Source organism: Aliivibrio sp. 1S128, from assembly GCF_001691065.1.
Classification (GTDB): Bacteria; Pseudomonadota; Gammaproteobacteria; order Enterobacterales; family Vibrionaceae; genus Aliivibrio.
Map to the genome: position 1 here is coordinate 101,225 of NZ_MAJV01000025.1, position 26,087 is coordinate 127,311.

At 37.9% G+C, this 26,087-nt stretch carries 25 protein-coding genes; 7 read left to right on the forward strand and 18 right to left on the reverse strand.

Translation table 11 applies throughout. The features are described 5' to 3' along the window. Positions 1–9 precede the first annotated feature (9 nt). A complete protein-coding gene (tesA, locus tag A6E03_RS04860) occupies positions 10–627 on the reverse strand; it encodes a multifunctional acyl-CoA thioesterase I/protease I/lysophospholipase L1 (RefSeq protein ID WP_065600280.1) in 618 nt (205 codons plus the stop codon). 254 nt (positions 628–881) lie between these two features. Between tesA and A6E03_RS04865 the strand changes: the two genes are divergently transcribed. After that, positions 882–2,150, forward strand: coding sequence for a dual specificity protein phosphatase family protein (locus A6E03_RS04865; protein WP_176703451.1), 1,269 nt, complete (start codon positions 882–884; stop codon positions 2,148–2,150). Continuing rightward, positions 2,147–3,037: a phosphatidate cytidylyltransferase gene (locus A6E03_RS04870; RefSeq protein ID WP_065600282.1), complete on the forward strand. Its 891-nt coding sequence runs from the start codon at positions 2,147–2,149 to the stop codon at positions 3,035–3,037. Before A6E03_RS04865 ends, A6E03_RS04870 begins: the two co-directional genes overlap by 4 nt. Here the strand turns inward: A6E03_RS04870 and A6E03_RS04875 are convergent. From A6E03_RS04875 to A6E03_RS04890, 4 genes are read right to left on the reverse strand one after another with little or no spacing between them, the layout of a single operon-like run. Next, positions 3,012–3,746: an SDR family oxidoreductase gene (locus A6E03_RS04875; RefSeq protein WP_065600283.1), complete on the reverse strand. Its 735-nt coding sequence runs from the start codon at positions 3,744–3,746 to the stop codon at positions 3,012–3,014. The two genes, A6E03_RS04870 and A6E03_RS04875, sit on opposite strands and share 26 nt — an antisense overlap. Before the next feature lie 8 nt (positions 3,747–3,754). Next, positions 3,755–4,825 (reverse strand): patatin-like phospholipase family protein, encoded by a 1,071-nt coding sequence (locus A6E03_RS04880; RefSeq protein WP_065600284.1) that lies wholly within the window; start codon positions 4,823–4,825, stop codon positions 3,755–3,757. Positions 4,826–4,827: 2 nt separating this feature from the next. Continuing rightward, positions 4,828–6,531, reverse strand: coding sequence for a bifunctional alpha/beta hydrolase/class I SAM-dependent methyltransferase (locus A6E03_RS04885; RefSeq protein ID WP_065600285.1), 1,704 nt, complete (start codon positions 6,529–6,531; stop codon positions 4,828–4,830). A 7-nt stretch (positions 6,532–6,538) separates the two neighbouring features. Next, positions 6,539–7,126 (reverse strand): CDP-alcohol phosphatidyltransferase family protein, encoded by a 588-nt coding sequence (locus A6E03_RS04890; protein ID WP_065591976.1) that lies wholly within the window; start codon positions 7,124–7,126, stop codon positions 6,539–6,541. Between the two features lie 306 nt (positions 7,127–7,432). Here A6E03_RS04890 and A6E03_RS04895 point away from each other — a divergent pair, with 306 nt between their 5' ends. Both A6E03_RS04895 and A6E03_RS04900 read left to right on the forward strand, forming a co-directional pair. Next, the gene (locus A6E03_RS04895) at positions 7,433–8,116 is read left to right on the forward strand and encodes an ABC transporter ATP-binding protein (RefSeq protein ID WP_065600286.1); all 684 of its coding nucleotides are present in this window, start codon (positions 7,433–7,435) and stop codon (positions 8,114–8,116) included. After that, positions 8,113–10,554 carry an ABC transporter permease gene (locus tag A6E03_RS04900; protein ID WP_065600287.1) on the forward strand — a complete coding sequence of 814 codons (2,442 nt, stop codon included), beginning with the start codon at positions 8,113–8,115 and terminating at the stop codon, positions 10,552–10,554. Before A6E03_RS04895 ends, A6E03_RS04900 begins: the two co-directional genes overlap by 4 nt. Before the next feature lie 56 nt (positions 10,555–10,610). On the opposite strand, the gene A6E03_RS04905 is transcribed toward A6E03_RS04900, so the two are convergent. Together A6E03_RS04905 and A6E03_RS04910 are read right to left on the reverse strand one after the other, a co-directional pair. After that, the gene (locus A6E03_RS04905; RefSeq protein ID WP_065591973.1) at positions 10,611–11,102 is read right to left on the reverse strand and encodes a hypothetical protein; all 492 of its coding nucleotides are present in this window, start codon (positions 11,100–11,102) and stop codon (positions 10,611–10,613) included. An 80-nt stretch (positions 11,103–11,182) separates the two neighbouring features. Next, complete coding sequence (locus A6E03_RS04910) at positions 11,183–13,159, reverse strand: alkyl sulfatase dimerization domain-containing protein (protein ID WP_065600288.1); 1,977 nt, start codon at positions 13,157–13,159, stop codon at positions 11,183–11,185. A 252-nt stretch (positions 13,160–13,411) separates the two neighbouring features. On the opposite strand from A6E03_RS04910, the gene A6E03_RS04915 reads away from it, so the two are divergent. Next, positions 13,412–14,347, forward strand: a complete 936-nt coding sequence (locus A6E03_RS04915; RefSeq protein ID WP_065600289.1) for a LysR family transcriptional regulator — start codon at positions 13,412–13,414, stop codon at positions 14,345–14,347. Positions 14,348–14,454: 107 nt separating this feature from the next. Here the strand turns inward: A6E03_RS04915 and A6E03_RS04920 are convergent, their stop codons facing one another. Then, positions 14,455–14,700 (reverse strand): hypothetical protein, encoded by a 246-nt coding sequence (locus tag A6E03_RS04920; protein WP_065600290.1) that lies wholly within the window; start codon positions 14,698–14,700, stop codon positions 14,455–14,457. Between the two features lie 406 nt (positions 14,701–15,106). Here A6E03_RS04920 and A6E03_RS04925 point away from each other — a divergent pair, with 406 nt between their 5' ends. Further along, the gene (locus A6E03_RS04925) at positions 15,107–15,478 is read left to right on the forward strand and encodes a YgiW/YdeI family stress tolerance OB fold protein (RefSeq protein WP_065600291.1); all 372 of its coding nucleotides are present in this window, start codon (positions 15,107–15,109) and stop codon (positions 15,476–15,478) included. Between the two features lie 97 nt (positions 15,479–15,575). Further along, positions 15,576–16,013 (forward strand): cytochrome b562, encoded by a 438-nt coding sequence (locus A6E03_RS04930; protein WP_065600292.1) that lies wholly within the window; start codon positions 15,576–15,578, stop codon positions 16,011–16,013. Between the two features lie 77 nt (positions 16,014–16,090). Here the strand turns inward: A6E03_RS04930 and A6E03_RS04935 are convergent, their stop codons facing one another. From A6E03_RS04935 to A6E03_RS04980, 10 genes are all read right to left on the reverse strand, one after another. Further along, positions 16,091–16,318, reverse strand: a complete 228-nt coding sequence (locus A6E03_RS04935) for a glutaredoxin family protein (protein WP_012551652.1) — start codon at positions 16,316–16,318, stop codon at positions 16,091–16,093. Between the two features lie 42 nt (positions 16,319–16,360). Further along, positions 16,361–16,909: a DUF1415 domain-containing protein gene (locus A6E03_RS04940; protein ID WP_065600293.1), complete on the reverse strand. Its 549-nt coding sequence runs from the start codon at positions 16,907–16,909 to the stop codon at positions 16,361–16,363. A gap of 57 nt (positions 16,910–16,966) precedes the next feature. Next, a complete protein-coding gene (locus A6E03_RS04945) occupies positions 16,967–17,464 on the reverse strand; it encodes a hypothetical protein (protein ID WP_065600294.1) in 498 nt (165 codons plus the stop codon). A 38-nt stretch (positions 17,465–17,502) separates the two neighbouring features. After that, the gene (locus A6E03_RS04950) at positions 17,503–19,395 is read right to left on the reverse strand and encodes a bifunctional diguanylate cyclase/phosphodiesterase (RefSeq protein WP_065591966.1); all 1,893 of its coding nucleotides are present in this window, start codon (positions 19,393–19,395) and stop codon (positions 17,503–17,505) included. 149 nt (positions 19,396–19,544) lie between these two features. Continuing rightward, positions 19,545–20,189 carry a sugar transferase gene (locus A6E03_RS04955; protein ID WP_065591965.1) on the reverse strand — a complete coding sequence of 215 codons (645 nt, stop codon included), beginning with the start codon at positions 20,187–20,189 and terminating at the stop codon, positions 19,545–19,547. A 15-nt stretch (positions 20,190–20,204) separates the two neighbouring features. Continuing rightward, positions 20,205–21,389 (reverse strand): glycosyltransferase family 2 protein, encoded by a 1,185-nt coding sequence (locus A6E03_RS04960; protein ID WP_065591964.1) that lies wholly within the window; start codon positions 21,387–21,389, stop codon positions 20,205–20,207. Then, a complete protein-coding gene (locus A6E03_RS04965; protein WP_065600295.1) occupies positions 21,386–22,474 on the reverse strand; it encodes a glycosyltransferase in 1,089 nt (362 codons plus the stop codon). Before A6E03_RS04965 ends, A6E03_RS04960 begins: the two co-directional genes overlap by 4 nt. Positions 22,475–22,635: 161 nt before the next feature. Further along, on the reverse strand, positions 22,636–24,135 hold the full coding sequence (locus A6E03_RS04970) for a chain-length determining protein (RefSeq protein ID WP_065600296.1): 1,500 nt from the start codon (positions 24,133–24,135) through the stop codon (positions 22,636–22,638). Beyond that, positions 24,132–25,280 (reverse strand): glycosyltransferase, encoded by a 1,149-nt coding sequence (locus tag A6E03_RS04975; RefSeq protein WP_065600297.1) that lies wholly within the window; start codon positions 25,278–25,280, stop codon positions 24,132–24,134. Before A6E03_RS04975 ends, A6E03_RS04970 begins: the two co-directional genes overlap by 4 nt. Then, entirely contained in the window at positions 25,270–26,025 is a 756-nt protein-coding gene (locus A6E03_RS04980) for an acyltransferase (RefSeq protein ID WP_065600298.1), read from the reverse strand. The genes A6E03_RS04975 and A6E03_RS04980 overlap by 11 nt, the downstream gene beginning before the upstream one ends. Between the last annotated feature and the right edge of the window lie 62 nt (positions 26,026–26,087).

Genomic DNA, 26,087 nt, shown 5'->3' on the forward strand with positions numbered 1-26,087 from the left:
GAAATCTATTTATTTCAAATAAGGTGAAAGTTCTTTTGCCATAAACTCAGCAATCCACGGTTGTGCTTCTGGTTTTGGGTGAAGCCCATCCTTCATCATCCATTCTGGTTTTATAATTATGTGTTCTAAAAAAAAGGGCAGTAAAGCAATGTCATGCTTTTCACTAAGTTTAGGATAAAGTGAACCAAACGCTTGGCTATAACGTTTACCATAGTTAGGTGGCACTTGAATTTGCATTAATAGAGGTTGGGCGTTAGCGGCTTTAATCTGAGCAAACATATTTTCTAAATTGGCATTTATTTTTTGTGGTGGAAAACCACGTAAGCCATCATTTGCGCCTAGCTCAATTAATACATAATTAGGTTTGTGTTGGGATAACAAGGCCGGTAGGCGGTTTAATCCATTTCCTGTGGTGTCACCTGAAATACTGCCGTTAACTACCTCTGTAGGCTTATTTAGTTTATTTAATTTAGCAGGCAATAACGAAGGCCAACTTTGCTCTATTGGCATATTGTAACCAGCACTTAAACTATCACCAAGGATAAGAAGCGTTTGGCTATATGCATTTTGTAATGGAAAGTATAGGCTAGCAAGAAGAACTAGAAATAAAGTAAAAATACGACGCATAATATACAAGCTCAGTAGATATGATGAGACATACAATGATAAGGATGAGAACATATTGCAATATTTATTTTAATTTGAAAGGGATCGAAGTATGTCTTTCAAATTAAAACATCATTAACGATAGATATCGTGACTCAAGTAGCAGCTTGTTTACCAATAAGGATATTGAAAACCTCGTGCAGGATAAAACTAAAAATAATACGAAATCAGTTATTACAAAAACCATGTTGATATTATTTCAATCTTTGATATTTATGCTTATTTATATCAGTAATAATTGGTATGCAGAACATCAAGGGATAACTCGAAGTATTATTACTGAATTTGATTTAGCTCTTCCTTTTACTGAATGGATGATCATCCCTTATTTAAGTTCTGCTATTTATTTCTTGCTTGCCTTTTTTTATGTTAATGATTCTAAAAAGTATCAACAATTAAATCAAAATATGTTACTTGCCGTTTTAATCTCAGGGTGGTGTTTTTATTTATACCCACTCTATTTTGGCTCGGTTGAGTTGGTGATTAATTACCCTTGGGAGCTTGGTTTTGATTTGGTGTATTTTTTTGATAAACCTTATAATCAAGCACCTTCTTTGCATATTATCTACGGCATTTTATTATGGTTCTCATTATTTGGGCGACTCAATAGTACACTCAATTGGGTCATTACGGTGAGTATTGCATTAATGTTGGTATCAACACTATTTACTTACCAACATCGGATTCTTGATGTGATTAGCGGAGTTGCTGTTGCTGTTGGTGTTATCTGCTTCACTCGATATTATCTGTTGAGCTATCTGTCACAAGTCTATTTATCGTTAGCATCAACCTGTTGGTTATTGAGTATGATATTGACGCTCGTTAATCCGATATTAAGTCTATTGTTTGGCTATTTATCAATAGGATTTGGCCTGCTATTCATTGCTTATTTTATGAATAAACCTTATGTGCTTGGTAAGCGTCGGAATGGCACAATAGGGATGATCTATCTTGTTTGTCTATTTCCTTATCGATTTGTCTATTGGTTTATGTGGAAGATGCGTTCTTGGGTTGATAAACAGCCAGTCGTTTCTATCTTGCCATGGTTAAGTGTTGGCCGACGATTATCGAAGTTCGATGAACGAGAAAAATTTACACATGTTATTGATTTGAGTTCAGAGCTATCACTAATGTCGACTCTTCATTACGATGATGCCTATCAAAGCGATAATCAATATAGATATTTACCTTTATTAGATTTACAGCCGATCACAATGGTTGATGCGGTGCTTTTTTGTGAATCTATAGAAATGATAAAAAGAAATAATGAAGTTTTTTCTGTTTATGTACATTGTACGATGGGGATTAGTCGCAGCTATGCCATGATCGCAAGTTATCTTGTGCGATCAGGCGAATGTGAACCGTGTGATGTTAAGGCGTATTTATCGACTTTAAACCCCCATGTTATGTTGAGAGAGTGTTATTTAGATCAAGAGCTACTACAAAAATTAAGTGAATACAGCGTAGAGAAAGATAAGCTATGAGCCCTAATTTAATTTTTATGTTGATAATGTTTATTTTTATCTCTGTTGCTACGGTTGCTGCTTTTATCAAAAAAGAATCTCTTAGTTCTGAGTTTTATTTACGTGTTAGATCATGGTGGTGGATGCTATTTGTGCTCACTCTCTTTGTGTTATTGCCTATTTCATGTATGCCTTTATTTATTTTATTCTTAGGGTTAATGGGGGCTCAAGAAATAGCAAAGGTGAGTCGATTAAACGCCTTAACAACCCGTGCTTTGATAATATCAATGACGCTACCAATACTACTAAGTTATTGGTCTTTTTATATTATGCTGATAACTGGAGTTATAGGGTTTACTTGCGCTCTAATTTGTCTTTTTATATCCCAAAACGAGTTGGTGACAGGAAGAAATAATAAGGTTGCCCCATTGCTAAGCATTATGGTTTTACTTGCTGTTTTTCTTTTCTCTTTTACCCTATTACTTAGTCATAAAGAGAGTGAAGTAGCGATGAGTTATGTGTTATATCTTATTTTTGTGACGCAATTTAATGATGCGATTCAATATTTTGTTGGTAAACAATTTGGTAAACACCAATTGTGTTCAACAATAAGTCCTAATAAAACGGTGGAAGGGGCAATTGGAGGTGGGTTAATTGTATCAGTGTTAGCGACTATCCTTGCTTTATTTATTACCCCTTTTTCTTTAGTCTCAGCCATAGCGATGAGTTTTACCTTAACAACATTAGGCGTTTCAGGAGATGTCTGTGTTTCATGGGTAAAGCGTAAGTTTGGTGTTAAAGATATGGGGACTTTACTCCCTGGGCACGGTGGACTGCTTGATCGTATTGATAGCTTACTGTTAGCTACGCCAATATTTCTACTTATTGTCGAGCTTTTAATACTTTAGTAACCAAACGTGAAGGTAAGCAGTTTAAAAGCGTAACGAGTAGCTTCATTCTTAAAGGGAAAATACTGAGACCCGCTTTCTGCTTAATGGCTTTGATTATACAATTTACGGCTTGATATTCTTCTAATAAAAAGGGTTTATGAGAGGCATCTCCTCCATTTAATTCTCTGAGTTTTTGGGTGTTTATATAACCCGGTGCGATAGCCGTTACATTGATATTATGTTTTGTTAAGGTTGTTGCATAGTGCTTTGTTTGTGTAATCATATCGGCTTTTAAGCGACTATAAAGTGTTGGTGAAGAAGATCGCACTAACCCTGCGATTGAAGAGATGGTTACCAAATGACCGTAGCCTTGAGCGGTCATTTTTTGTGATGCTAGCTTAAAACAGAGATTAAACCCTGTTTCGTTTACCAACTTCATTTCATTTTGCTCATCCTGAGTGAGATCTAAACGCCTTTCATTAAAATACTTTCCGGCACAATAGATCAGAATATCCATTGGACTTTTTTTTAACGAATCAAAAAATTTAATGACTTCATCATAATGGCTCACATCTACATTTATCAGGAATAAGGAGGGTGTTATTAGCTCTACTGGTACCTTGGTAATATCTCGTCCACAAATAACGACTTGATTGCCTGTATTTAGATAATACCTTGCTAGAGCGAGGCCAATTCCACTTGTTCCACCAATAATGATTACATTCATGTGGCTTCCTACTTTTTGTGTTGATTAAATGCCATAGAGGCTTTGTGGTAACCATAATCCCATTGAGCTTGCATCATTGTACGAAATTGATCATAGCTTGGGGTTTCAAGCTCTATTTGGTTGGATAAGCATTGTATCTTTTTATTGATTTGATGGGCTTTGAGTCTCTTTGGTGAGTCGGCTGTATCGATCCAAATATCTTGTGCCCTGCGTGGAATAGTTTGTTGAACATCATTAGGGTTATAGCCTAGAAGATGTAAAAAAGCGGGGATGGCACTAAAGCTTGAGAAAGGCTGTTTTTCTTCTAGTGAGAGCATTGTTGAACAATGTTGAGCAAGATGAAAAGGCACTAGATCCAACATTCCTCCCATGTAGTTATTTCCTGCAACTGAGTATGGGGGTAAATAATAAATATCAGACACTGAGATACGAATCGCATTCTGAAAAGAGACAGAATCTTCTTTTTTAAAAACGTTTTTGATAAGAGAAGAATGAGGGGTATAGGGGGCTTTTGATAAAGCTGAAATTCCCTTGTTATTGCTAAAAACAACTTCTTCAAATAGAGGTGAAGAGTGTCTTTTTGTCCCGACTTGGCTTTCATTAAAGCAGAGTTTTGAGCCAATTATCGCAATGGTACAGCTGTTTGAAGCGTAATTAGGAATGAAAGGGAACAAAGGCTTTGTTTCATCATCGATCGTAAAAATCGCATCGTGATGGAGGTCGGGGAAAATATCTGTTGCTTTACGATGGAGATACCGTTTACCAAGATCGAGAAAGAGCTTGATAAGCGAATGCCTCCTATTACATTGAATTCGTTGAGACATCTGGTGTAGTTCATGACTTAACAGTGCTTCTTTTTGCTCTTCAATTGAGTTAAATGATCCAATAATACCTGCAGCGATAGCACCGCCACAGGTGGCAAAAATAGCATCGGGGTGTTTGTTAGAGTCAATGGCTGCTGCATACATTCCAAGATAATAACCAAATCGTGAACCACCACCAGACATTAGCATCGTATGTTCAAATGTTTTATCTTTATGCTTCCCTGGTATTTGGTTACTCTTGGTATTTGGCTTCATGCTTAGAGACTCTTTTGAGCAATAGATACGGTAAATATGCCACTAGGGTCAATGTCCATATCCACTTTTGTTAATCCTACTTCTGTAACTAAAGCGTCCATTTCGGCTTGAGAACGACAGCGCATAATCCATGGTTCCCCTCTGTGATTATTGAGGGTTCTGCCTATAAACTCTTGCTGTGGGTGCCAAGGTTGATTGGTATAAAGTAAATAACCACCGGGAGCTAGTTGATTAATCATACCCTCTAACGCCGTTTTGATTATGGTGTTATCAGGAAAGAGTTCGAATAGCCCTGAAACAATAGCAAGATCGTAGTTTGATTTATTAAGATAACTTTCTTTAGAAAATGCATCGGCTTGAATAGAGGTGGCGCGTGTTTCTAAATTCATGGTTTCAATACGTGAAGCCATTATTTGAATATTTGATGGGTCAAAGTCTCTCATTTCAACAGAGATCAGAGGATTTGATTCCATAAGGTCAAATAGGTAACGACCATTACCACTTGCGATATCAAGTACATGGAATGTTTGTGTGGCATCAATGTATTTTTTGAGTAGCTCGGCGATGATTACTTTTCTACAGCGAATGCCTTGCCAGCCTGGGCTATCGAGATAAATTCTATCCACTATTTTACCAACAAAGGTGTTCCCTTGTGCCTTATTAGTATAAACATTATCGAGTGATTGGCCTGAATCGAATCCATGCTGTAAACCAATGTTAATTCCTTGGCTTAAACGACCAATTGAGTTCAGTACCACTCTGGTGATTGGATAGACTGGATTTATGCTAGGTAATAGTAACGAATCCATCTTATCTTTGCTTACTCCATAGTGATTGGCTTTGCTGTAATTAACCTTAGTGCTAGGTTGTACAAAGCATTCATCAATAAAAGTTTGGCATCTGTTGAAAACGTCTGTTGTTTTATCTTCATGAAAAATCGCGTGATAAAGATCAGGATAGTAAGTCCATTCTTTTTTTGTAGAAGAGAGGCGATTATAAAATTTACGTTGAGCTGAGCGACTCACTACCCAATCTTGCCCTGCACACAGTACCAAGGTTGGTGTATGGATTGTTTCTGCATCATCAATGATCCTTTGTCCTGTTTGGTAGGTATCAATTAAAAGATCGGTCGATATAGATCTTGAGATAAGTGGGTCTTGATTATAAATCGTTTGTTGAGCTCTATCATGAGTCAGTACTTTTGATTTTACATAACTGGTGACTTTAGGTAACAGGGATAGCTTCCTTGCTACTTTTAATAGCGCGATAGCAAAAGGGACATATAAACGGATGTTGAACGCTGGGGTAGCGAGGATCATTCCTCTAATATTGGGAGCATAATCATGAACCCAGCTTGTGGCAATAACAGCACCCATACTACTGGCAATAACAAACATATCTTCAGTTGAACGTTGGGTTTCTTTACTAATCTGCTCTACAAAAAGTTGAAGATCTTTAGCGAAGGCTGAGAAATGCTCTGCATCATCTCGTGGGCCTTCAGATAATCCATTACCACGTGCATCCCAAGCATAAACGGTATAATTATGGTCCACAAAGAAATTAGCCATCGCTTCCATTCTTCCTGAATGTTCATGTCCTCGGTGTAGCAACAAGATGATCCCTTTGGTATCAGGTTGTTGGTTCCAAGAGCGGTAGATAATCTTTGTCTCATCCCAAGACGAAAAGCTTTGGTGATTTAATGTCATAATTTGCCTAAATAATAGTGTGTAAACGTTTGTATATGGTGACAACAATCGCGAGGTTGGCGATGAGTATTATCCACAGCCCGATGGGGGTGAAATCTATCCCCAAGGCAACTAGTAAGCCCAGAACGCCAAATAAAAAAGCTCGGTCACTTTTACCCAGTGGGCCTTGGTTAGCTCGGTTCTGTGTTATTTGAACGGAGAGAATAGCAATCACTTCACTTAACCATGCAAGCAAAACGAAGCCAAATAATGCATAAGCGTTGAATCCGGTTATCGCGATAAAACTTAAATAGATAGCAGCATCAGAAATTAAATCGCAAACCTCATTTAACACTAACCCAAGTGAAGAGGTCATGTTGTGCTCACGAGCAAGCATGCCATCAATAGCATTTAAGGCCATGCGTATAAAAAGAACAATGGGTAAAACTCCCCACCATACGCTTTCTCCAATAGAGAAGAGCGCGACAGATGCTCCAAACGTGAAGATAAGAGTAAAGAGAGTGACTTGATTTGCGGAAATATCTGCATTTGCAAGTCGATTAACACAAGGACGTAAGAGAGATTGAAATCTAGGTTTAAGTTGATAAATACTCATAGAAATGAAAAACCTTACTGATTAGAAAACTAGGCTTTTTGTGATGATTCATATGAAATAGCCTATTTCAGAGGGTTTACAATGTCTATGATTCGTTAAATGTGAATGGTTATATTACGAGCAATATCTCCTCGTACAGCTTAATTTATTATGGATAAGTAATCCTAAATGTAATGGTGATCGTATTTATCGATTCATATGACGAGAGTGTTTTAGTTAAAGAAGTGTAAAGGGATTGCTGATTAATGGGCACTTACATATACAATACGTGTAATAACATAAAAATAATATCAAAAGGAAATGACGATGACAGCTGCCATAACAGTGAGCTCAGTAGGGAAATCAGTAATTTCAAATGACGCTGAATTAACCATTTTAAAAGACATCTCTTTTGAGGTTCAGTCAGGTCAAAGTGTGGCGATTGTAGGCACATCTGGCGCAGGTAAATCAACGTTGATGACTTTGCTGGCTGGATTAGATATCCCAAGCTCTGGAGACATTGAATTATTAGGACAAAGCCTGTCTCAATTAGATGATGAAGCTCGTGCTAAAATTCGCAGTGAATCCATTGGTTTTGTTTTTCAAAGCTTCTTACTTATCCCATCATTAACCGCGCTTGAAAATGTCACGCTGCCTGCGATTTTACGAGGTGAAGGCGAAGATATTCAAAAAGCGAAACAGTTACTCGATTCTGTCGGTTTATCTGGCCGTGAAACGCATCTTCCTTCTCAACTTTCAGGGGGAGAGCAGCAGCGTGTGGCATTAGCGCGTGCCTTTATGACTCAACCTCGTATTTTGTTTGCAGATGAACCAACCGGAAATTTAGACCAACATACAGCAGAGCACATCATTGAATTGCTGTTTGAGATGAATCAAAAACATGGCACCACCTTAGTACTTATCACTCATGATCCTAAACTCGCACAGCGATGTGAGCGCACACTAACCATTAATGCAGGACAGATTAATGAAGAGGTAAAAGCGATATGAGTGAGCAATCAATGAGGCCAAACGCCTCAGGAAATAAAATGATATTGCGCTGGAGTTGGCGGGAGATATGGCAAGGTCAATTATGGCCGGTGATGGCGGCATTAACTTTAATAGTGGCGTGTGTGGTTGCTTTGTCTGCCTTGGCCATTCGAGTTGAGAAAGTAATGACGGATCAAGGCCGTTCCATGATGGCTGCCGATCTTGTGTTTCGCTCTGCCAATCCAACCCCCGAATTGATTCTGCAACAAGCGCATGACCAAAATTTAGTTTTATCTTCTCAAGTGCGTTTTCAAACCATGGCATTCAGCGACACTGGAATGCAACTGGTGAGTGTAAAATCGGTCGAAAGTAATTACCCACTTCGCGGTGAGCTCTTATTGAATGGGGCTAACAATGAAATACATACTCACGTTCAACAAGGTGAAGTATGGATTGCAGATCGTCTTTTATCATTACTCGAACTCAATATTGGAGATGTGATAGCCATTGGTGATGCAGAATTGCCAATCAGTGGTGTAATTGAATCTGAACCTGAGTTAGCGTTTAACCCATTTAGAACCATGCCCAGTGTGTTTATTCATCAATCTGATCTCGATAAAACCGGTGCAATTCAACTTGGCAGCCGTGTTCAATATCGAACCTTATTTAAAGGTGAAGATAGTGCAATAGCGTTACTGCAAAATGATTATGAATTGCAAGCCGGAGAGCGTTGGATAAGCGAAGAAACGCAAGGTCGAACGGCGGATTTAATGCAAAAAGCCAAACAGTATTTATCATTAACTATTTTGATGGTGATATTAATGGCATCCGTCACCTTGGTATTAACCTGCCAACATTATGCGACCAGCCGTGCTAATACCGTAGCTATGCTAAAAAGCATGGGTGCAAGTAAGCAATGGTTGAAGCGTTGGTTATTAAGCCAAGTCGGATTGATGTTTTTTACCGGAGTGGCGGCGGGCTCTTTAATTGGTCTTGGGCTAGAGTTATTACTGCGTATTCCACTGGCAGGGATCTTACCTGAGGATCTACCAAGTTATGGTTGGCAGCCGTTTGTGTTCGGTTCCGTCGTGGCGTTGTTTATCGGTTTACCGGCATTGGGTATTCCGTTATTACGGTTACTTGATACGCCTGCGATAGCGGTATTGCAATCTCAAATTACCGCTTCTTCTAAAAAGGGATTGTGGCTTATTGCCGTACCAGTGGTGGCATTCTTATTAATGTATGGCACTAACAGTTTAGTGTGGATGGTATCGGTTGGTTTGGTGGTGCTGTTCGTTCTATTAGCAGGGATCAGTTATGGGTTAGTGCATTTATTTGGCCGCTTTAAATGGGGAGCGGCAATGACATTGGCACTTAGCCGAATTAAACGTTCCCCAAAAAACAGCATGATGCAGTTAGCCGCTTTATCAGGCTCGTTAATGCTTGTTGCGGTGATTTGGTTAGTAAGAACCGATCTATTGGGTGATTGGCAACAAACACTTCCGCCTGATGCGCCCAATGTTTTTGCGATGAATATTGCCCCTTATGAACAGCAAGAGTATTTGCAAAAGCTGGATAATGAGAAATTAGATCGCTCAGAAGGATACCCGATTGTTCGTGGTCGCTTAACTGAGATTAATAACGAAAGCACCAAAGACAAAATGAAAGGAGAAGGGCAAGGTTCAGAAGCACTACGTCGGGAAATTAACTTTACATGGCGTGATGCATTGCCTATCCATAATGAAGTAGTTTCAGGAGAGTGGACAACGTCGAATGGCGTTTCTGTTGAACAAGACGTTGCTAATGACTTAGGCATTGAAATTGGAGATACATTAAGCTTTTCTGTGAACAGTCAGTCTTTTTCTGCGGTGGTTAACTCTATCCGAATCGTCGACTGGCAAAGCATGAAACCGAATTTCTATTTTATCTTTACACCTGATGTGATTGTTGATTTACCTGCGACGTGGTTAGTGAGTTTTAAAATAGATGACAATGAAAATACATTGCTGAATCAATTAGCTCGTGATTACCCAACCGTAAGTTTATTGGATTTTAGAACCATGGGTGGGAAGATCCAAGCGATGCTCGCGCAAATTACGTGGTCGTTAAGTGTATTGGCCGGTTTAGGTGTGGTGAGTGGCGTATTATTGATATTCACTTTGCTTCGTTTGAGTTTGTATCAGCGCCAACGTGAAATCACCCTTTATCGAACGCTTGGCGCAAGCCGTCAGCGTATTAGTCAGACGTTATGGAGTGAATACGGGGTAATGGCATTAGCCGCCGGTTTTGTTGCTGTGATGGGCGCTGAGGCGATTGTTTTTAGCTTGGTGAAATGGGGCTTTAAACTTGAACCAAGACTGCACATCGGAATGTGGATTGTGTTGCCATTATTAGCCATGATGATTGTGTTTATGAGCTTGGTGAGTGTGATTAAGCAGCTATTAAAACCATTAAAGTAAGGTAAACCTCGAGCCCTTTTATTGTGAATGCAGTAACAGGGCTTTTTTATTTGGGTTCATATTGATTTAAATAGAGAACTAAACCAACGATCTAGCGTTTCTACATCATTTTTATTGCCATTAATGATGACCAATTGGCTTTTCTTCGCGTCATCCCACGATAATTTTTTTGTTGCAAGTGCATCTAGCACATCAAGTTCTGTGATTAGCAGCAACTCTTCTTTTTCAGGTAAGGTTTCTCTGCCCGTAATATTGATGCCTTGCTCAAGCGTCACCTTGCTGTAATGCCCTTTGATTGCTTCAAATAAACTAAAATTAATTTGGTGATCATTTGGTTTGGCTAACGCTGATTTAATGGCGAACAATTGAAAGTGCTCAGGTTTATTGGTATTACCTAAAGTATCATTTTTTCTTACCTCAATGATTTCTGCAAATACATCTAATGAACCAGGCTCGGTAATTAAGCTAAACCCAGTGTCTTGATGCAGTCCACAAGCAAAACTCAGTGAAGAAAAAAATGCTAACAGTAAGGTGAATTTTTTAATCATAGGTATGACTCCTTACACAAAATTAAGGGGACCAATGTTGATCCCCTTCTTAGGTTGTTGGACGCTAACTATTGACAGTATTAACGAACGATAAGCATGATATTTTCAGGGCTCATTGGTTTATCAAAGTAACTCATGAAAAGACCAAAATCTTTGATACTGCCGTTAGAGAACTTAAAATCACCTGACTGTAAGCTTTTACCAATCACCTGTTGAGCATTAGGTCCTGCTATCAAGATTTGGTTTAGTACTTTACGAGAGGTATTGATTTGCACATCAGCATTATCTAATGCGGTATTGTGTAGTTGAGCGATACCGTTGCGGATCTCTATCGTAAATGATTCGTTAGTATCTGAGAAATTGTACGTTAACGCCATTTCAACATTCAGCGTCTCTTCTGCAATTAGAGTTGATGTCATCATGTCGAAAATTTGCTTACTTGGTAATGCGGTTAACACATCTACCGAAGCGAAGCTGATCATATTAGAAAAATCACGAGTACCTTCTAATTCGGCAGCAGCGTTAAGTCCCCAGTTGCGCCAGTTAATGTTCACTTGATCTGCTGCCCATGCTTTGTAAGCAACGGCTTTCAATTGACGAGCTTCAGTATCTTCTGTGTTTACCGTAATTGGGTAAGAAAGGATCTCAGCAGCAAACGTGTAGTTTTCAGCTTTAATGGCCGCTTTTGCCGTTTTGATGATGTTGTCACGACCGCCCATGATCTCAACAAACGCTTTTGCACGTTGCTCATAAGCCATTGGCTCTAACTGCCAAGGGTCTGCTTCAAAGAAACCATTGTAACCTACATAAATTTGACGAACGGCGTGTGCAACGGTTCCGTAGTGCTCACCTAACCAAGGGTGCTCAGCAAGGTGTTTAGGTAGTTTAACCACTTCAACTAGCTCATCAGGCGTCATGCCTTTGTTCATATAACGAATGGTTTGATCGTGAGTGTATTGAATCGCATCACGGTAAGAGGTAAGAACATTAGCGACAGCTTCTTTGCCTTCAACAGGGCGACCGTGTGAGTTGATCATGATTTCAGTATCAAACTGACGCATGGTATCGATGCCTTTGAACCACATTGATGGGTCACGGAATTTAGTACCACGGATAGTATGTAAGTTCGGGAAGTTTTCACCTTGTAGAACTTCCGCTGCGTGCAAGATTTTTTGTTCAGGAAGATAAACAACGATCTCATCTTTAGTTTCAGATGGCACGTTTACGATCTGCATATGTACGCCTGAGATAGTGATGTCTAGCGTACCATTAGCTTCAATAAGCGTATTTGGTTCGATGAAAGAGATATCACCTTGCATGAAGCGAGGACCAAGGCCATCGTTTACTGTGCCATGTTCACCTTCTTCAACGTGTTTTGCACCAGTGTAAGAAGTGCGGTGACCAAATAAAGTACCTAAGTTAGAAGACCAGTTTGCTACTGCGTCAGTCAAGCCTTCTTGTGCAATGATTTTCACTTCACCTGAAGCGACTTTTTCATCGGTTGTCCAAGCACGAACACCAGAGATATGGTCAATATGGTTGTGAGAATAGATGATAGCTTTAACTGGCTTATCAGTGATCTTACGGAATTGTTCGCGCACTGATTCAGCCATTTGTACTGATTCGCCTGGATCAACGATGATGATACCGTCATCACCTTCAATCATTACGGGAGTATCAAGACCAAACCCATAACCTAAGTACACATTATCATCCACTTGAATGATGGCTTGATCCATTTTACGACCATGCTTTGTTAGGCTAGGGTGTACATGATCTGATTCTTCAGTATAAGCCAGTGATTTTCCTGTTTTAGACAAGACTTTAATTCGATCGCCTTTCCCCCAAAATAGGTTTGATTTGTGCTCAAATAACACGTCGCTTTTATAACGAGCATTAAGATCTAGATTTTGATATTGCGCAGCAGAGCTAGTTTGCAGCTCTTGACCTATTTTAGAGGTCGCTTCAGTCATAGGGGTTGCAACCGTTGCGTGTGATGTGAATAAAACCGCTGCAATGGTGATAGGTAGAGTTAGTTTTTTAAATCTATTAGTCATGATAACGACCTTCTTTTATTTTTAAATAATAAAGTAATTTTCTTGTCGTTAATCATAGTGACCTGAAAGGTGGAGAAATAGAGGCTAATCCGAATTCAATTCATCGGTTTTACGATAGGTTTTAAAGTGATTGTGGTGGATAAAGGCGATTTTAATGTGGGTCGTATCTCAATAAATAAGAATTGAGATCTCATATATAGTAGCTTTACGGTAAATTATTCAGGTGATGAGAATGCAATTAAGATGAGCCTAATGAGTAATGATATTCCAAATTTTAATCTATTAGCGGTATTTGTAGCAGTAATGGAGCAGGGAAGTTTAAGCAAGGCCGCAGATCATCTAAATACCAACCAATCGACGATCAGTACAGCTCTAGGACGATTAAAGAAAGAAATAGGGCATGAGCTTTTTATACGTAGTGGTCGTGGTGTTGTACCCACCTCTTATGCCACCAGTTTATACGCAGAAATCCAAGCCCCAATTCAGCAGCTTAATGGTGTGTTTCAAGGCTTTGGTGAGTTTGACCCTAATACTTCAGTACGAAATTTTGTTATGACAGCACCAGAGCACCTTCAATGGATATTGCTCAGAACCTTTGCTGATCGACCAAAAAAGAACATCTCATTAGAATTGTTTGAGCAGTCAGACAACGATGAAACCATGTACGATGGATTGTTGACTCAAAAGTTTGATGTGATGATCGATATTGTCCCACCAACTCACCCTAATATAGAATCCACCCATCTTTTTGATGGTGAGTTTGTGATTGTGTGTCGCAAAGGGCATCCAAGAATTAAAGAAGTATTGAGTATCTCTCAATATATGAATGAAACACACGCCGTTTTAGAGCGAACAAGAAACCAGATGTATACACTTGGTCATTATACTTCGATAGACATCACCAAGCGTAAAGTCGCTTACCATGGACGCTCAATGTTCAGTAACATGCTATTATGTAGTCAGTCTGATTATCTTACCGCAGTGCCACTCTCAATGGCATTGCAGTTTGAAGAGCATTTACAACTTCAAGTTCTTAAACCGCCTTTTGAATCAAAACAGATTTCTAATTATCTAATTTGGTTAAAAAAACTAAAACACGATCCAAGCCATAAATGGTTTAGAAATGAGTTGATATCAGCAGTGAAAGAGAATGTATCTAAGATGATGGATGTAGATTATAAAAAATAAGCTATCATCTTTATTTATCATATATTTATTCTGATGTTATTAATGCCATATTATTAATGTGACATTAATAACAAAAGATAAGTTGTGAATGTTATCCAACATTAATCTTAAATACGTTTAATAATGATTTGATTTGGGAAATGGTTATCTATCTGATTAACAGAATAAGATGACGTTCCTTGTTTAATATCATTAATAGGCGCTTCTGTTGCAATCTCAATTTTTAAACCAAATTCATGAGATTTTGCTTCAAACGTATCGAATACTTCTTTTTCTTGCTTAGTGAGTTTGGTTAGGTCTTTGCCTTCTAATTCTAGTATTTGATCCAATAGTCGCTTATCTGTTGAGTTCATTATTTTATCCTGATGAATATATTTATTAGGACTTTACGCCTTAAAGTTAAAAATTAAAAGTAGAAATTTGATTGGGACTTTATGCTTGGAGAGTGATGTATATCAATGAGTTAAACTCTGGTTACCTAAGGTTGCGGGATTGTTTTATTCGAATAATATAAACGCCATACATATCAATATTGTTATTTAAAATAAGTTAATAAGACGATGTTATTTACTTTAAATAATCTACAATCAGTAAGAGTAAAGAAATAGTTGATATGGTTTTAAACAAAGAGTAATGTGAAAAATAGAGTTTTTAAGACCACTAACTATTGAGCCCGATTTTTTAATAAATATATTAGATTAGGTTGAAAATAGTAGAGTGGTTTTAATTTTTTATATATGACATTAAAGGTATTTAATTATGAAAATGAGAAATGTTTTATTCACCATTATATTAGCATGTTCATCAACTCTCGCATCTGCTAATGACCAAACTGCTAATTATCAGGATGAATTTTCAAAACCTGTTAATGGGATAAATACAGTAGAATCTGTATTGAATGCCAGTGCTGTCATTGAAGATACACCGATCTTACTTACAGGGTATTTAGTCGAGCCTTTAGGAAAAGAAGTGTATGTATTTAAGGATGACACCGGAACATTAAATGTCAAAATTGATGGCGATAGAATGCCAAGCTCACAAGTAAAACCAAACGATAAGGTGACGCTTAAGGGTGAAGTAAATAAAGAAGATAATTACATTATTTATGTAGATAGCATCACTGTTGATTAATGAAAATATGAGACGTTATGGTATTGAAACATATTAATCCTGTGAGTATGAGAGGCAATACATTACACTGCCCATCTCGTTTATTTAAAGGATTACTATGAGAACTCTATTTTTAACGTTAGCCCTGACTTTTTCTGCTGGCGTTGCTGCAAATACTACGAATGAATCTACAGATGCGATTGAGACAACATCAACTTTCATTAGCGCCCCTGTTGATACAAAAGCAGCGATGAAAGAAATGAGATTAGAATTTAAGCTAAGTGAACGAGCCGACTCTATTGAAGAAATGAGCAAATCGGTAATGAAGCTTGAATCATTAATTGATTATCTAAAACAAGAAACATATACCCCAGAAAAAGAAGAAATGTATCAAGAAGGTTTTAATAAGTTATCAGTATCGGTTGAGCTTATTAAATTGGACTTAGAAGCGGGTAATTTAGATAAAGCAAAAGAAACATTAGCGCAAATTGATGAGCTGAGAGTGGAATATCATAAAAAGCGTAACCCAAGTATTTGGAGTAAGATCTTTGGGTAATGCATTTTCTTTAAGTTAAAAAATGGAGCCAATTAGGCTCCATTTTTACTATTTACTATATCTGCGATATAGAGCGATTAACTGTTATACATTTTATCGAAATTCTTCTGATTCCAACCAACCATCACTTGATCACCAATCTTAAGAACAGGGATAGAACGAGCCCCCATGGCCTGTAGTTCCTTACGTCCTCGTTGCATTTTTGCATTGGTCAATCTATATGCGATCTTTTTAGAATCAAGGTAACGTTGCGCGTCTTTGCAATGTGGGCATTTGTCAGCGACATATAAAACAATACGTTTCATTAGGCTCTCTCCAAGTAAATCTGGTTATACAACTAGCGTAGGTTATACAAACAAGTAAGGGAATAACTTACGACGCTCTTCAGGGTTTAATGCTTCGACACGAGCGATGTTTGTGTCTGGAATGGCTTCAGGGTTTGGATAGTGCTTTAACACTTTTGCCATGCTTTCTTCACGGATAAGATGAAATACTGGATACGGAGAGCGGTTTGTTAGATTTTCATCATCTTCAGGAGCAGCTCCGCCAAAACAGTAATCAGGATGGAAAGTTGCAATTTGGAATGTACCTTCCCATTCTTGCTGCTTAATAAGCGCATCAACCCAATCTAAGAAGAAGTTATAATCCATAAAATCTTGTAGCATATTTGGAATAGCAACGAGCGTGGTTTCTAGTTCTTCTGCTGTTTTAGAATCTAAATTCATTAATTCTTGTAATATATCTTCAAGCAGAGTTTCTTCTGTTGTCGCTTCAGATACAAAAATTTTGATTTGCTTATTACGGTTTGGTTTCGCCGCAAATGGGCAAAGATTAAGGCCGATAACCACATCTTCTAACCATTGTTGAACTTCTTGCTCTATTTTTTGAGTATTCATGCTGACTTCATTTTTATGGATAATATTTTTGGCAAGAATAACAGATTATTGTTGAGTTTAGAAACCACCAGCCCACGTATCAAATTCTGAAATCGTATTCAATTCTTGTTGTGTTAATGGTTTTGGGTAATAAGGTAAGCGCAATAGTTCTTCTGAAGGCAGAATTTTCCAATTAGGTGTCAGTAAATGACGTTCAATTCTTTCTTCTACTCGAACGTAAAGGTAATAACCATCAGAGTGGGTATTTGCGTAGCTAGCAATGGTTGCGATGACACCTGAAGGGAGTTTAACTTTTCGTCCAAGAGGAAAGCGTTGATGAAGTGCAAAGCTAACTTCCAGATCTTCGGTAATGCCTTGTCTAAACTTGGATAAACCGATAGCAGTAGAGGTGCTGCGGTACGTCCATCCCACCAATAACAAACCAGTAAGAGAATCGCGGAACGGTTTTCCCTTTAGTTGCCCAAATGTATCGATGAATTGAACGATAACACGATCTTTATTTTGTTCGTGAATTTGTAAAAACTGTTCACCATTTTTGTCTGCGAGTAATTGCATTTATTCCCCATTTTTATAAATATATTCGGAAAGTTTATCTATATAAATCGAAAGTAGGGGGTTCCTATAGAAGATTGATTAAATAATCCCTCTTCCAGTTTGTCAGAAGTCACGGGCTTTGAGTAAAGATACCCTTGAATAATATCAACCCCTTCCTGGGTAACGAAATGTTCTTGGTTTATGTTTTCAATACCTTCAACAACCACTTTTAATTTCAGCTTTTTAGCTATATTAATCATGGCACATACAATGTTCTGATCGGCAGTATTTCGTTCTATATTTTTAATGAAGCTTTTATCTATTTTTAAGGTATCGAATGGGTATTTTTTTAAATATTGAAAAGACGCATAACCGGTTCCAAAATCATCAAGAGCAATTGATATTCCCATTTTATGTAGTTGATTTAACGTATCAATAGCTAATACTTCATCTGCAATTAACCCACTCTCTGTAACTTCTAGTTCTAAATTTTTAGCAGGGAGGTTGTAAAGTTCTAATAGTTGTTGGATGTGCTGAACAAAATACGGGTCTTTTAATTGAATAGCTGAAACATTAACGGCAGTAACAAAGTTTGGTGAATGCAGGATCCATTCAGAGGTTTGTTGAACGGCACTTCTAAGGGCGAAGTTACCTAATTCATATATTAATCCATTACGTTCGGCTAATTGGATTAAGACTTCGTTAGAAATTGAACCTAAATGTGGATGATCCCAACGTAATAGAGCTTCACAGCCTAACCAACGTTTTGTATACGGGCACACTTTAGGCTGATAATTTAAAAACAGATCATTATTACGTACGGCCTCTAATAAATACCCTTCAATTTTATGCTCTGAAAAGCTTGATTGTAAGGGGAGCGAACGATCTGAAATAGTGAAGGTTTTACCTAAGTTTTGACATTCTACAACGGTATTGTAAGCACATTGCAATAAATCGGAACGAGATACTCTATTTTTAGAGTGAACGGCGCCAATATAGCTTCGTAAATGGATAGGTTTATCGTTCTTTGAAAATTGGGTTTGGCCTATTTCGGAAAGGTGTTGGCATAGTTGAGGTAGTTTTTCTTTATTGGTATGAATAATCAATAAAATATCAGAAGAGCCTAAACGTCCAGTGACTGACATATCCGTTATTTTTGTTAGCTTAGAACGATACTCTGTTAATAAACGATCGAAAATATAATGCCCATACTCTTGCTGTATTTTGCGACTGTTTGCAAAATGAATTTGTAGTAGAACAAAATTTTGATTTGTATTTATTAGCTTATCCATGTGTAGATGAAGCGCCGTTGGATTTAGAAAGCCAGTACCCGCATCGTGATTTTTATGGTATTCAACGTTTTGTTCTGCTGCTCGACGGCAATCTATTTCGTTCGCTAATTTTATATTTATTTCAGTAATATGCTTATTACTTATCGCAATTTCTTGTTGTAATTTTTGATGGTTTTTTAATAGTTCAGAATGTTGAAATAAAGTGCCAAGTTGCGCTTCTATAGATTGTTGATAGGTTTCTAATAATAACTGGTAAGTTGGGTTAAATGTGTTTTCTTTATTATCAAGAAGGCAGATGGTTCCAAACGGACTGTTATCTGGCCAAAATAGAGGCAATCCGCAGTAGGCAATCATATTAAGCGCGGCGTCAGGATTTTTTTTCCATTTTGGTTCTTTTAAGGCGTTTGGCACAATTAATTGATGGCGATGTTTAACAACATATTCACAATATAAATGTTGATTTAGATCTTGCTTATCTCCTTTGGTATAAGGATTATTTGTAGAATCACTGCATGAAAATACATCCATATTTTCGTTATTAATTCTCATTATTAAAGTCGCAGGTACTTTAGCAAGATCGGCAAGGACATTGAGCATGTTTTGCCAATCTTGTTGTATCTTTTCAGGAATGATAATCGAGGACGTTAAGGACTTCTGCATATTAAGGTGCCCAATAAGAAGTAAAATTCTACATATCGTCACATATTAGCAGGTAAATCTGTTTTGTATTCGTCTTATTTTTAATACTGAGACGCCTTGCTACTTATTAAAGTAAACGATTGTATCTGTTGGTTTAATTAATCAATTGGTTATTGCCCTCTAGCAAAAAGCATTACTTTTATCGTCATCAATAAAATTGAAAGATCGGTTCTTAGCCAGCTAGAGATAGATCGTAGTGATAAAGCGTAACTATGGTCAAATCCCACTTTTGAACGGACATCGTCAATGCAAGTATCGTAACCTTGATTAACTTGGGCAAGCCCTGTTATTCCGGGCAACACCCCATAGGTTCGTTCACTAAAGTAAGGAATTTCATGTTCTAATTTATTATAAAATGTTGGTCTTTCTGGTCTTGGTCCAACTAAAGACATGTCTCCTTTTAAGACATTTATAAATTGTGGTAATTCATCTAAACGGGTTTTTCTTAAAAATCGTCCAACAAGAGTCACTCTGGTGTCATCTTTGGTTGCTAAGGTTGCCCCTGTTGTTACTTCTGCGTCTTGTACCATGCTTCTAAATTTGATCATTTCAAAAACATGAACTTGATCTGGCATTGCTTTTCCAACCCGTAATTGACGATAGAATATGGGTCCTTTTGAATTAAGCTTTATCGCTAATGCTATCAATGGAAAAAGAGGCAAGGTTAGTAATAAACCAATTAAAGAAAAACTGACATCAAATGTGCGTTTTGCACGAATAGTCGGTTGGTTAATTGTGTAATGAGAGTCCATCATATTATTGTCCTTTAATTATTTATGCACACGACGCCAAAAAGTAATGGGTTTATTGAATACGTAGTTTAGTCCGCCAAATAAATTAGCAATATGTCCGGTGACTAAATAGGTTAAGGTTTGGCAATATTTGTTTGAAAACAAGCGAGGAAAAAGAAACCCCATTAATCCAATGCCATAACCTAAAGTTTGTCCAATAAAGGCAACAAGAAATATAGGATTAGAGATAAGTGCGGCAGAACCAATATAAGCAAATATCATGAAATAAGGCATGGTTAGTCGCAATCCTTTTCCCGAGAAAAAAGTAAATGCCGTCCCCTTGTATTTTGGGTTAAGTAGAGGAAATAAGCGCAGCAATTGTTGCAGGTTCCCTGCAGATATTCTTAGACGTCGAGTGAAATCTTCATCATGCATTACGTGCTCTAATTCTAAAGCTTTAATGTTTGGTTCGTAGACGGCTTGATAACCTTGTTCGACAATTTTCATTGGCAAAATAAAGTCATCATTAATGGTGTCTTTATCTAATGGGATAAATAATTCTTGTCTGAATAAGTAGAAAGCGCCATGAGAACCTAAGCTAGAGCCAAGGGTTGATTCTTGTTGCTTAATTTTTGTTTGGTATTTCCAATAGTGTTTCTCCCCCTCTGAGCTAGGATCAAGCAGGTGATATGTCGGGTTCACTACGCCGACTCTGGGATTTTCAAAGTGTTTTGCGGCGATAAGTAAGGCATCGAATGAAAGTAAGGCTGATACGTCACTTAGGGCGATGATATCACTGCTGTATTGAGGTATTAATTGATTAAGCAATGCCACTTTACCTTGGTTTTGCTCAAAGTCATGAACTTCAATATGCACATCAGAACACACGGCTTCTTGAATGGTGTTATAAGTGATCTTAATCGTGTTATCAGTGCATCCATCACAAGCAATGATAATAGAGAGTTTGTTAGAGGGGTAATCGAGACAAGATAGGTTTCTAATTTTATCCGCAATCCACTCTTGTTCGTTATAAGCAGGAATAATCATGGTTATTGTTGGTAAAGAGCGGTCACGTTTTGATTGGTGAAATCCTCTTGGGATTACTTTTACACTGTGCTGCGGGTGTTTTGATGAAAACCAACGTAGAAAAATAGGGTATAACACATGATGATAGACCACAGCAAAAATACTGAGAGAAGTGAGAACGGTTAGAATAATATTCATGCGGTTACTCCTGAGAAATATAAGTGTTCGTAGGCGTCAGCCATAGATTGCGCATCATTGTTATCTAAGATAAAGGTTCTTGGGTTGCTTTCTGTTTTTTGGTTTGTGAGTTCTTTTATTGCTTTTGCTAATGAGGCTGGAAGGTTGTTATTTATTAATTTACTGGATTTTGGGCATAAAGTTTCAGCAACACCGCCAACGTTATGTGCAACACAAGGAATACCACAAGATTGAGCTTCTAATGTTGAAAGAGGAAATCCTTCATTGTTAGATGGAAGGCAGAAGATATCGAGCGACTGATAGAAAGTCGGCATCTGTTCAATATGCCCCAGAAAATGAACTCGCTTTTCTAGTTTGTATTGTCGAACTAAATGTAGCAGGTGCTCTTTTTGAGACCCTGAACCGGCCAATAATAAGTGGTAGTTATTATCTAAGAAGATCATGGCTTCAATTAAATTTGGGTGAGCTTTTACTGCTTCTAAACGAGCGGCATTACCAATAAGAATCGTATTTTTAGGCAAGTTGAGTCCTAATGATTTTCTCGCTTTATGTTGATCTCCCGTTGTGAATTTGTGAGGGTCAATGCCATTTTTTATGGTATGGATAGGATATTGATTGAAGGTTTTTTCTAGTGTAATTTTTACAAAGTCTGCGTCAGCAACCAATTTTGGTTTTGATAAAAACAGAGCCAGCTTTTGTAAATAAAGATGTTTCTTGGCGGTTAAATGCCATGCGTCATGCTCTGTATGAACGTGGTTTACGTCTCGATTGAGCATGGCGGCAAAACCAGAGTAAAGCAAAGGGCCGATGTGATGAGAATGAACAATATCAACATTATATTGTTTAAATATGGTCAGTAATTGATTTATAACGGATACCGAAAATCCTGAAGATTTGTTTAAAAATATCAGCTGATTTTGGTGGCTTTTTAACCTAGGCCACGCATTAGTCGCATTATCTATAGTGCCGTCTAAGCTAACCACCATAATATTGTGCTTTGGGTTAGTAAACGTCAGCATATCTAAAACCATGGCCTCTAGTCCACCAGGGGCAAGGTGTTGAACAACATGGATGATGGTTTTCATGGTGGACTCCTTTAATTTAATCTTTACTCTGAAATGTCTTTTTATGTATTTAATTAATAGTTGCAGAGTTTGTGCCATAATTAATTTACTTTAAAATCAATTTCTTATGTATTTTGTTTTCTGTTTTCTCAAAATGAGAATGAAATTAGCAATTCACAATATTACGAATGATGATCAAATAATTGTGGCGTCGCATGACCGTGGTTCATTGGTTTATTATCTTGATAGAAAGAGTTAATTGGTTGTTTCGGTATACGGCTTAATATTGGCGCTGAGCTTAGTTCTGCAATTTCATCTTTTCTTCGTATCGTGGTATCGCATAATTCAGCTATGGTGGCGAGTCCAATACCTAAGGCTAATCCACCAATAAGACCCGCAATGATAAAGAGGAAATTAGGTAAATTGGACGGACTGTTTGGGGTATAAGGTCTATCAATTATTTTTATTCGTTTATCTTGTTCAAACACACCTAGCGAGCTTGTTAATTTAGCCATTTCAAATCGCTCAACAAGCTCTGTATACAATTGACGTTTTAGTGCTAAATTTCGTTGCAGTTGGTACAGTTCTTTCTCATCTTTACCGAAGCTTGTTGCTTGTATCTCAAGGTCGTTGATCATACTTTCTAAAACATTCGTTTCTTCGGTTAGTGCATCGACTTTACCGGTCGCTTTTTGCAGCTCTTCAAGCTGAGAAAGTAAAATAGGAGGGGCTTTAGCTAAATCCTCTACGCTATTACTGCTTGCAATGTCCCACAATTGCTCACTGCTTATACTCGGCTGAGTTTGAGACAATAGACGACTTCGTTCTTCTTCTAAGCGGTTTAGGTTTCTTAATTTTCCTTGCACCTTACTGTGTTGAGGGGTGTATCTCGCTTGCAACAAGGTAAGCTCGCCACGAATTCGAATGATTTGTTCTTCTATTTTACCGATGACTGGATTGGTTTTTGATAACTGTAAATCAATAGAACCTAAGCGTTTTTTTGCGCCCGCAAGTTCGGCTTGACGTTCGTATAAACGTTGTTTTAGTTTGGTTAATCGATCCAAACTGGTGATCTGCATTTCTGGAAGAGTGGTATTTTCTCTGCTTTTAAATTGAGCTAGCTTCTCTTCTGCAATATCCAGATCTTCGCGACGAAAATCGATATTTTCCGCTAAAAATTGGCTTGAGTCTTTCATTGAAGACCGTTCTGGTGCAAGTAATTGCTCTGTAAAATGTCGACTGACGGCTTCTAAGGTGTCTTTCATGCCCTCTTGTTTTGTTGAACTATAATCGATACGAATAAGATCTTTACCTGCCATTGTGACGGATAGATTTTGTGATAAATGGGCAACCGCATTATCAATCGCTTGAGGTGACATTGATTCATGTACATACCCTCTTTCTTTGGCAACTAAACCTAAGATATGTCGACTGTGTAGCAAGGTTTGTAATGAACTTAAACGTTCTTTTAGCATGGTAGAGACAGCTAAATCTTCCAAAAATGGATTCATTTTTGCTGTTTCTTGAATTAACATACTCGTGTGAGAATCGTAATGTTTAGGCGCTAATTTAGCTATCGTGAACCCTATTATTGGCATCATTAAAACAGGGATCATAATGAGGTAGCGCCTGCGCCACGCGGATTCTAGAATAATAAAAATGCGTCGGCTTAACGTAATCATAGTGCCTCCAACCAAGCATCAAGTTGCTTTGCTTTGGCTTGCCATGTATGTGCTTTAATTAATCTCGTTTGCTTTTGTATTTGTTTATGGCGTTCTAATTTATTGGGAGAAAACCAATTTTTTTGAATCGCATTTAAACTCGCGTTAAATTCATTGACTGAATTTACAGTGTGAATTGCTGATTTATAAGGCTTCAGGGCCGGAAAATCGGTGCTAATGATTGGCGTTCCTGTTGCTAGATATTCAAGTAGCTTTAAAGGGTTACAGGCTCTTATTTGTTCATTTTTGACAAAAGGTAATAAGCTTACTTGCCAATGCTGGCTATAACGCGGCAGTAAATGATGTGGTTTTGAACCAAGTATATGAACATTGTCTCGCGCAACGAGAGGGTTATAAGGCAGTTCATTTTGACCAATAAAAACAAAGTGCCAATAAGGGTTAGTTTTAATGACGTGATTAAGTAAATCATAATCGAGCCACTTCGATAGGCTGCCATAAAACCCAGCAATAGGTCGGCCATCATTGGGTAAATCTTTTGCTCTATAAACAGATTGATTAAATAGAATAAAATCAACTCCGTGAGGTAAATATTTTACTTTATTTTTTGGGAATTTCTCACACAAAATAGGGCTGGCAGCCAAAATGATATCTGCTTTTTTTACTAATTTTTTTTCATGCTCAAGCACAATATCGTGGTCTACTCCTGCTAAGGCACCAAAATCATCCCCACAATAATAAATGACGCTTGATTCACCTAAACTGCCACAAATATCAGCAACGGTTGGTAAAGACGTCCATAGAACCGGATTTTTTAATCCTGCTTTTTTCATGAGCGGTTTTAATTGTTTTACGATTAATTTTTTTGCCAGCCATCGAGTAAAGCGTCCTTTTGGGGCTGGAATCGTTTTTAGATTCACCGTTTGAAAGGGGCTATATGTGGTTGTCGCCTCAATATCTTCTGTTTTAGGTTGTGTTAGTTTTTTCCAAGCTCGTTTAATGTCATGTAATGACCAGTTTGGCTGACGTAACCCAATAGAATTGACCCATAGTATTTTTCTAGTCAGTGCTAGTTGCTTTATTAAATGTTGAGTACTAGATGGTAAACCGCCCCAATCTTCGCCAAAAACAATCAGATCATGCTTCATAACTAATGTCCTCTTTGATTGCTTTTGAATGTTCTATTTTTAATTTTTTGATCACTTTTGCTGGGTTACCTCCGGCCAAGACAAACGGCGGTAAGCTTTTGGTTACGACGCTACCAGATGCGACAATTGTGCCTTCCCCTACGGTGACATTACCGATAATACTAACGCGAGATCCAAGCCATACGTCTTTCTCTAAAATAATATCGCCCACTTGTATGTCTAGATCGGCTTTACCTAATGCGCGTTCTATTGGGTCAATAGGGTGCCCTGGGTAACCGCACAGAAAACCCTGCCCAGCAATGCGAACATTGTCATTAATGATCACGTTATTACCGACAGCGATGGTTGTTTGCCAACAGATATCGACATTGTTGCCAATATTAAGGGTTGGATTAGTTGAGTTAGTGCGGCCACTAAAGGTCGTTTGTCCTGATATACGACAATCGTCTCCAATATTCATTATCAGAGGGCCACTAAAGAAAGGGATCCCCCCATATAATAACGTACGCTTTCCGTATGAATTTAATCGCCCTTTAAAAGCGGGAAGGTAGAAAAAAAGATGAACTATCGCCTGCCATTGGGTTGTGAGCGTTTTATGCAATCCATAGAAGAATTTATTTAGTAGACGGGGGGTTGGTAATTCAAAATGACGTATGAATTTCGCAATACGAAATAGGCGAGAGGCTAACGGAGTGTCCCCCTCTTTTAGCCATTGTTTGAATCGATAAACAGATAAAGTATTCATGTGTAAATTCCTTTATTTATAACGCATACAAGGAATACTTCACGGATTGTGCCAGTTATTTT